Annotated in this window: 6 protein-coding genes; 1 reads left to right on the top strand and 5 read right to left on the bottom strand. The window is 70.4% G+C overall.

The window, feature by feature from the left end; genetic code table 11:
* Positions 1–123: 123 nt before the first annotated feature.
* The 4 genes from ACFW9D_RS08770 to ACFW9D_RS08755 all read right to left on the bottom strand — a co-directional run bounded on the left by ACFW9D_RS08770 (position 124) and on the right by ACFW9D_RS08755 (position 4580).
* Positions 124–1248: a GuaB3 family IMP dehydrogenase-related protein gene (locus ACFW9D_RS08770; protein ID WP_188337336.1), complete on the bottom strand. Its 1125-nt coding sequence runs from the start codon at positions 1246–1248 to the stop codon at positions 124–126.
* 102 nt (positions 1249–1350) lie between these two features.
* Positions 1351–2856: an IMP dehydrogenase gene (gene guaB / locus ACFW9D_RS08765; RefSeq protein WP_188337337.1), complete on the bottom strand. Its 1506-nt coding sequence runs from the start codon at positions 2854–2856 to the stop codon at positions 1351–1353.
* A 150-nt stretch (positions 2857–3006) separates the two neighbouring features.
* On the bottom strand, positions 3007–3594 hold the full coding sequence (locus ACFW9D_RS08760) for a sigma-70 family RNA polymerase sigma factor (RefSeq protein ID WP_188337338.1): 588 nt from the start codon (positions 3592–3594) through the stop codon (positions 3007–3009).
* Positions 3595–3968: 374 nt separating this feature from the next.
* Complete coding sequence (locus ACFW9D_RS08755) at positions 3969–4580, bottom strand: response regulator transcription factor (RefSeq protein WP_003948568.1); 612 nt, start codon at positions 4578–4580, stop codon at positions 3969–3971.
* Between the two features lie 392 nt (positions 4581–4972).
* On the opposite strand from ACFW9D_RS08755, the gene ACFW9D_RS08750 reads away from it, so the two are divergent.
* Positions 4973–5314 carry a WhiB family transcriptional regulator gene (locus tag ACFW9D_RS08750; protein WP_188337339.1) on the top strand — a complete coding sequence of 114 codons (342 nt, stop codon included), beginning with the start codon at positions 4973–4975 and terminating at the stop codon, positions 5312–5314.
* A gap of 101 nt (positions 5315–5415) precedes the next feature.
* On the opposite strand, the gene ACFW9D_RS08745 is transcribed toward ACFW9D_RS08750, so the two are convergent.
* A complete protein-coding gene (locus ACFW9D_RS08745) occupies positions 5416–6312 on the bottom strand; it encodes a LysR family transcriptional regulator (protein WP_188337340.1) in 897 nt (298 codons plus the stop codon).
* Positions 6313–6352 lie beyond the last annotated feature (40 nt).

The raw sequence follows: 6352 nt of genomic DNA, 5'->3' as shown, positions 1-6352 counted from the left end.
GGGGCGGTCCGGCGTGTTAGTTCCTCCTACTAGCGGGCGTTATCTCACCGCACCACAACGAAATCTGCGGGGGCGGCCCCAGGTGCGGCCCGCCCCCCACTCATGTCCTGCTACGGCACAGCGTCAGCGGCGGTGCTGGGAGTCCGCCACCGTGACCTCGACGCGCTGGAACTCCTTGAGTTCGCTGTAGCCGGTCGTGGCCATCGCGCGCTTGAGGGCGCCGAAGAAGTTCATCGAGCCGTCGGGGGTGTGCGACGGGCCCGTGAGGACCTCCTCCGTGGTGCCGACCGTGCCGAGGTCGACCTTCTTGCCGCGCGGCACGTCCTCGTGGACGGCCTCCATGCCCCAGTGGTGACCGCGGCCCGGCGCGTCCGTCGCGCGGGCGAGCGGCGAGCCCATCATCACGGCGTCGGCGCCGCAGGCGATGGCCTTGGGCAGGTCGCCGGACCAGCCCACGCCGCCGTCGGCGATGACGTGCACGTAGCGGCCGCCGGACTCGTCCATGTAGTCGCGGCGCGCGGCGGCGACGTCGGCCACCGCGGTGGCCATCGGGACCTGGATGCCCAGCACGTTGCGCGTGGTGTGCGCGGCGCCGCCGCCGAAGCCGACGAGGACACCGGCCGCGCCCGTCCGCATCAGGTGCAGCGCGGCCGTGTACGTGGCGCAGCCGCCGACGATGACCGGCACGTCCAGCTCGTAGATGAACTGCTTCAGGTTGAGCGGCTCGGCGGCACCGGAGACGTGCTCGGCCGAGACCGTCGTGCCGCGGATGATGAACAGGTCGACGCCCGCGTCCACCACGGCCTTGGAGAACTCGGCGGTGCGCTGCGGGGAGAGCGCGGCGGCGGTGACGACACCGGAGTCGCGCACCTCCTTGATGCGCTGCTTGATCAGGTCGGCCTGGATCGGGGCCGAGTAGATCTCCTGGAGGCGGCGCGTGGCGGTCTCCGGGTCCAGCTCCGTGATCTCGTCGAGCAGCGGCTGCGGGTCCTCGTACCGGGTCCACAGACCCTCGAGGTTCAGCACGCCGAGGCCGCCGAGCTCGCCGATGCGGATGGCGGTGGCGGGCGAGACGACGGAGTCCATGGGCGCCGCGAGGAACGGCAGCTCGAAGCGGTAGGCGTCGATCTGCCAGGCGATCGAGACCTCCTTCGGGTCGCGGGTGCGCCGGCTCGGCACGACGGCGATGTCGTCGAAGGCGTACGCGCGGCGGCCGCGCTTGCCGCGCCCGATCTCGATCTCAGTCACGTTGTGGGGCCTTTCCCTCTTGGTCTGCGCGTACCAGTATCCCCGACACGCGCGTGAGGGGCGGCCCCGGAGTGTCCGGGACCGCCCCTCATGGGCGTACGGCTACTTGCGGCTGTAGTTCGGCGCCTCGACCGTCATCTGGATGTCGTGCGGGTGGCTCTCCTTGAGACCCGCCGACGTGATGCGGACGAACTTGCCGTTGGCCTGCAGGTCCGGGACGGTGCGGCCGCCGACGTAGAACATCGACTGGCGCAGTCCGCCGGTGAGCTGGTGGACGACCGAGGCCAGCGGGCCGCGGTAGGGCACCTGGCCCTCGATGCCCTCGGGGATCAGCTGCTCGTCGGAGGCGACGCCCTCCTGGAAGTAGCGGTCCTTGGAGAACGACTTGCGCTCACCGCGCGTCTGCATGGCGCCCAGCGAACCCATGCCGCGGTACGACTTGAACTGCTTGCCGTTGATGAAGAGCAGCTCGCCCGGCGACTCCTCGCAGCCCGCGAGCAGCGAGCCGAGCATCACGGTGTCGGCGCCGGCGACGAGCGCCTTGGCGATGTCACCGGAGTACTGCAGGCCGCCGTCGCCGATGACCGGGACGCCGGCCGCCTTCGCGGCGAGCGAGGCCTCGTAGATCGCGGTGACCTGCGGGACGCCGATGCCGGCGACCACACGGGTGGTGCAGATGGAGCCCGGGCCGACACCGACCTTGATGCCGTCGACACCGGCGTCGATGAGCGCCTGCGCGCCGTCACGCGTCGCGATGTTGCCGCCGATGACGTCGACGCCCGCGTGGTTGGACTTGATCTTGGCGACCATGTCGCCGACGAGGCGCGAGTGGCCGTGCGCGGTGTCGACGACGATGAAGTCGACGCCCGCCTCGATCAGGGCCTGGGCGCGCTCGAAGGAGTCACCGGCGACACCCACGGCGGCACCGACGAGCAGCCGGCCCTCGGAGTCCTTCGCGGCGTTCGGGTACTTCTCCGCCTTGACGAAGTCCTTGACGGTGATGAGGCCCTTGAGGACACCCGCCTCGTCGACCAGCGGAAGCTTCTCGATCTTGTGGCGGCGCAGCAGCTCCATGGCGTCGACGCCGGAGATGCCGACCTTGCCGGTCACGAGCGGCATCGGCGTCATGACCTCGCGCACCTGACGGGTGCGGTCGGACTCGAAGGCCATGTCGCGGTTGGTGACGATGCCGAGCAGCTTGCCCGCCGGGTCGGTCACGGGGACGCCGGAGATCCGGAACTTGGCACAGATCGCGTCGGCCTCGGCGAGCGTCGCGTCCGGGTGCACCGTGATCGGGTCGGTGACCATGCCGGACTCGGAGCGCTTGACCAGGTCCACCTGGTTCGCCTGGTCCTGGATGGACAGGTTGCGGTGCAGTACGCCGACGCCGCCCTGTCGCGCCATGGCGATCGCCATGCGGGACTCGGTGACCTTGTCCATCGCCGCGGACAGCAGCGGGATGTTCACCTTGACGTTCTTGGACACGTGCGAGGAAGTGTCGATGTCGTCGGGCGCCATGTCCGACGAGCCCGGCAGCAGCAGCACGTCGTCGTAGGTCAGCCCGAGTGTCGCGAATTTAGCGGGCACTCCGTCGACGTTTGCAGTCATGACACCTTCCCCAAATGGCCTTGATCGGTGCGGATGTCCATGCTAACGGGAACAAGACCCGTCTCATTCCACGAGCAAGATCATCGGCAGACTTTGTACGTTCACACGTCTGCCACGGAGGTCGTGCGCCACCTGGCCGCTACGGCCGGATCACTGCTCCGCCAGGGCCCGCAGGCGGCTGAGCGCGCGGTGCTGGGCGACCCGGACGGCGCCGGGTGACATGCCCAACATCTGCCCGGTCTCCTCCGCGGTGAGCCCGACGGCGATGCGCAGCAGGAGCAGCTCCCGCTGGTTCTCCGGAAGATTGGCGAGCAGTTTCTTCGCCCATGCGGCGTCACTGCTGAGCAGCGCGCGCTCCTCCGGGCCGAGCGAGTCGTCGGGCCGCTCGGGCATCTCGTCGGAAGGAACGGCCGTGGACCCGGGCCCGCGCATGGCCGCGCGCTGCAGGTCGGCGACCTTGTGCGCGGCGATGGCGAAGACGAAGGCCTCGAAGGGCCGGCCGGTGTCCTTGTAGCGCGGCAGGGCGAGGAGCACCGCGACGCAGACCTCCTGCGCCAGGTCCTCCACGAAGTGCCGCGCGTCCCCCGGGAGCCGCGACAGCCGCGTGCGGCAGTAGCGGATGGCCAGGGGATGGACGTGCGCGAGCAGATCGTGCGTGGCCTGCTCGTCGCCGTCGACGGCGCGGCCGACGAGTGTGCCGATGCCCCCCTGAGGGGTCACTGTCTCGTCGTCGCGCATCGATCCATGGTGCCCTGCCGAGGCGCGGTCCGCGGCACCGCGCCCCTGGTTGTGCACCGAAGCGTTATGGACAGAAGCGTCATGGACAGGTGCGCCGGAACTCATCTCCTGCGCCCTCCCCTCTCGCTGACCCTGTTCGCCCGACTCGTCGTCCCCGAGGAACTCCACACATCAAGGATGCGGCATCCGACGCGAAACGAGACAGCGACGCCCACGCCGTCGTCTTTCGGGGGGTGGGACCTGCGCCTCCGAGGCGCACGAAGTGTGCCTTCAGGGGCGCGGGGCCGTATCCGTCAGCGACTCCGCCGCGGGGCGTGACCAGCCACAGCGGCGCAGTCGGCCGCGAGACTCGAGTCAGCACCCCCCACTGGGCGTTATCGGACGAGCCCCCACCGGAACCCGAGAGCAACCGCGTGCGCCCGGTCGGAAGCGCCGAGCTTCTTGAACAGGCGCCGGGCATGCGTCTTCACGGTGTCCTCGGAGAGGAAGAGCTCGCGCCCGATCTCCGCGTTGGACCGCCCGTGGCTCATCCCCTCGAGCACCTGGATCTCGCGCGCGGTGAGCGTGGGCGCGGCGCCCATCTCGGCCGAACGGAGCCGGCGCGGGGCGAGCCGCCACGTCGGGTCGGCGAGCGCCTGCGTCACCGTGGCCCGCAGTTCGGCGCGCGAGGCGTCCTTGTGCAGGTATCCACGGGCACCGGCGGCGACCGCGAGGGCCACACCGTCCAGGTCCTCGGCCACGGTGAGCATGATGATGCGCGCACCGGGGTCGGCGGACAGCAGCCGCCGGACCGTCTCGACGCCGCCCAGACCGGGCATGCGTACGTCCATCAGAATCAGGTCCGAGCGGTCGGCGCCCCAGCGGCGGAGGACTTCCTCGCCGTTGGCCGCGGTCGTCACGCGCTCGACGCCGGGCACGGTCGCGACCGCGCGGCGGAGCGCCTCTCGGGCAAGCGGGGAGTCGTCGCAGACGAGGACGGATGTCATGACCGTCCTCCGCAGCTGATGCGCGTCACCTTGAGCCTCCAGGCTGGTACGAAATCGTCACCTGTGCGGTCCACACTCTCCGAGCGATCCGGACGTCTGCCCGAGCGCTCGGTGTAGCAACCGCCTCCGCACTCTCAACGACGGTCACCCGAAAGAGTTACGGGTCGGACGGCCTGGTTCGGCACTCTACGTGAGGGGTCGCACACGGCAAGGGCAGCGCGGCGTACTCACAAGGTTTCCCCACAACCTATGCCCCATTCGGCCGCTTTTCTTCCCATCCGCTGGTGTCTGTAGCTAGATTCTCAATGAGTCATATTTTCATCTCCTTAGACAGTAGATGTACGGTCATGGGCACCGTATCCGCGTCACAACGGCTACAAGGGGACAACGCAATGGCAGATTTCTCCCGCCTTCCCGGACCGAACGCAGATCTGTGGGACTGGCAGCTCCTCGCGGCCTGCCGCGGGGTCGACAGCTCGCTCTTCTTTCACCCGGAGGGCGAGCGGGGGGCGGCGCGCAGCGCCCGTGAGAACTCGGCCAAAGAGGTGTGCATGAGGTGCCCCGTACGCGCAGAATGCGCAGCTCACGCGCTACAGGTGCGTGAGCCGTACGGCGTGTGGGGCGGCTTGACCGAGGACGAACGCGAAGAACTCATGGGACGGGCGCGCAACCGGCTCGTCACGGCGTCGGCGGGGGGTGCGGGGCGCCCGGCGACCAGTTCGGCCGGTCACTGAAGGACTGCCGAGGACCACTGAAGGAACGTTTTTGCACACCGGACGGGCCTGGGCGCGCTGCGGCGCGCCCGGGCCCGCGGTGTTTTCCGCGCGCCGGCGGATCAGCGCGTGGCGGCCTTCGCCAGATGATCGAGCGTCGCCGCGACGGCCGGCACCTGCGCCAGATCCGGCAGGGTGAGAGCGACGATCTCGCGCCGCACGGGCGGCTCCACCGTCACTGTGCGTGCACCCTTGGGCCGAACAGACTCGATGGCCAGTTCGGGCAGGACCGCCACGCCGAGGCCCGCGCCGACGAGTCCGACCACGGCCGGATAGTCGTCCGTCGCGAAGTCGATGCGCGGGGTGAAGCCCGCGCCCCGGCACACCTCCACCAGCTGGCGGCGGCAGCGGGGGCAGCCCGCGATCCACGGTTCGTCGGCGAACGCGTCGATGGTCACCGAGCCCGCGCCGGCCAGCGCGTGCGCCTCGGGCACCAGGCCCACGAGCCGGTCGGCCAGCAGCGGCCGCACGACGAGGTCGTCCCACTCCTCCTGGGCCTGCGCCCCCTCATATCGGAAGGCGAGCGCCACGTCGCAGTCGCCCTCGCGCAGCATCTCCACCGAGCGCGGCGGTTCGGCCTCGACCAGGGACACGCGCGTGCCGGGGTGCTCGGCGCGCAGGGCGGCCAGCGCGGTCGGGACCAGCGTCGAGCTGCCGCTGGGGAAGGAGACGAGCCGGACCCGGCCGGCGCGCAGGCCCGCGATCGCGGCGACCTCCTCCTCGGCGGCCGTGAGCCCGGCGAGGATGCCCGCCGCGTGCCGTACGAGGGCCTCGCCGGCCTGGGTCAGGCGCATCTCGCGGCCGGTGCGGATGAGCAGCGGGGTGCCGGCCGAGGACTCCAGGGCCTTCATCTGCTGACTGACCGCGGGCTGGGTGCAGCCCAGTTCGCGGGCCGCGGCGGAGAAGGAGCCGGTGGCGGCGACGGCGCGCAGGACACGGAGATGACGGGCCTCGATCATTCCTCAAGCATAAGCGGAGCTTGGGGTCCGCGCTGATTAA

Source organism: Streptomyces sp. NPDC059524 (assembly GCF_042749255.1).
Lineage (GTDB): Bacteria > Actinomycetota > Actinomycetes > Streptomycetales > Streptomycetaceae > Streptomyces > Streptomyces xanthii.
The sequence above is the reverse complement of the archived record's forward strand: the minus strand, read 5'-3'. Positions and strand labels throughout refer to the sequence as shown.

What these genes read in the sequence shown, in the direction of transcription:
- guaB (WP_188337337.1), bottom strand. Translation starts at nt 2,856, where the DNA reads ATGACTGCAAACGTCGACGGAGTGCCCGCTAAATTCGCGACACTCGGG.
- ACFW9D_RS08760 (WP_188337338.1), bottom strand. Translation starts at nt 3,594, where the DNA reads ATGCGCGACGACGAGACAGTGACCCCTCAGGGGGGCATCGGCACACTC.
- ACFW9D_RS08755 (WP_003948568.1), bottom strand. Translation starts at nt 4,580, where the DNA reads ATGACATCCGTCCTCGTCTGCGACGACTCCCCGCTTGCCCGAGAGGCG.
- ACFW9D_RS08750 (WP_188337339.1), top strand. Translation starts at nt 4,973, where the DNA reads ATGGCAGATTTCTCCCGCCTTCCCGGACCGAACGCAGATCTGTGGGAC.
- ACFW9D_RS08745 (WP_188337340.1), bottom strand. Translation starts at nt 6,312, where the DNA reads ATGATCGAGGCCCGTCATCTCCGTGTCCTGCGCGCCGTCGCCGCCACC.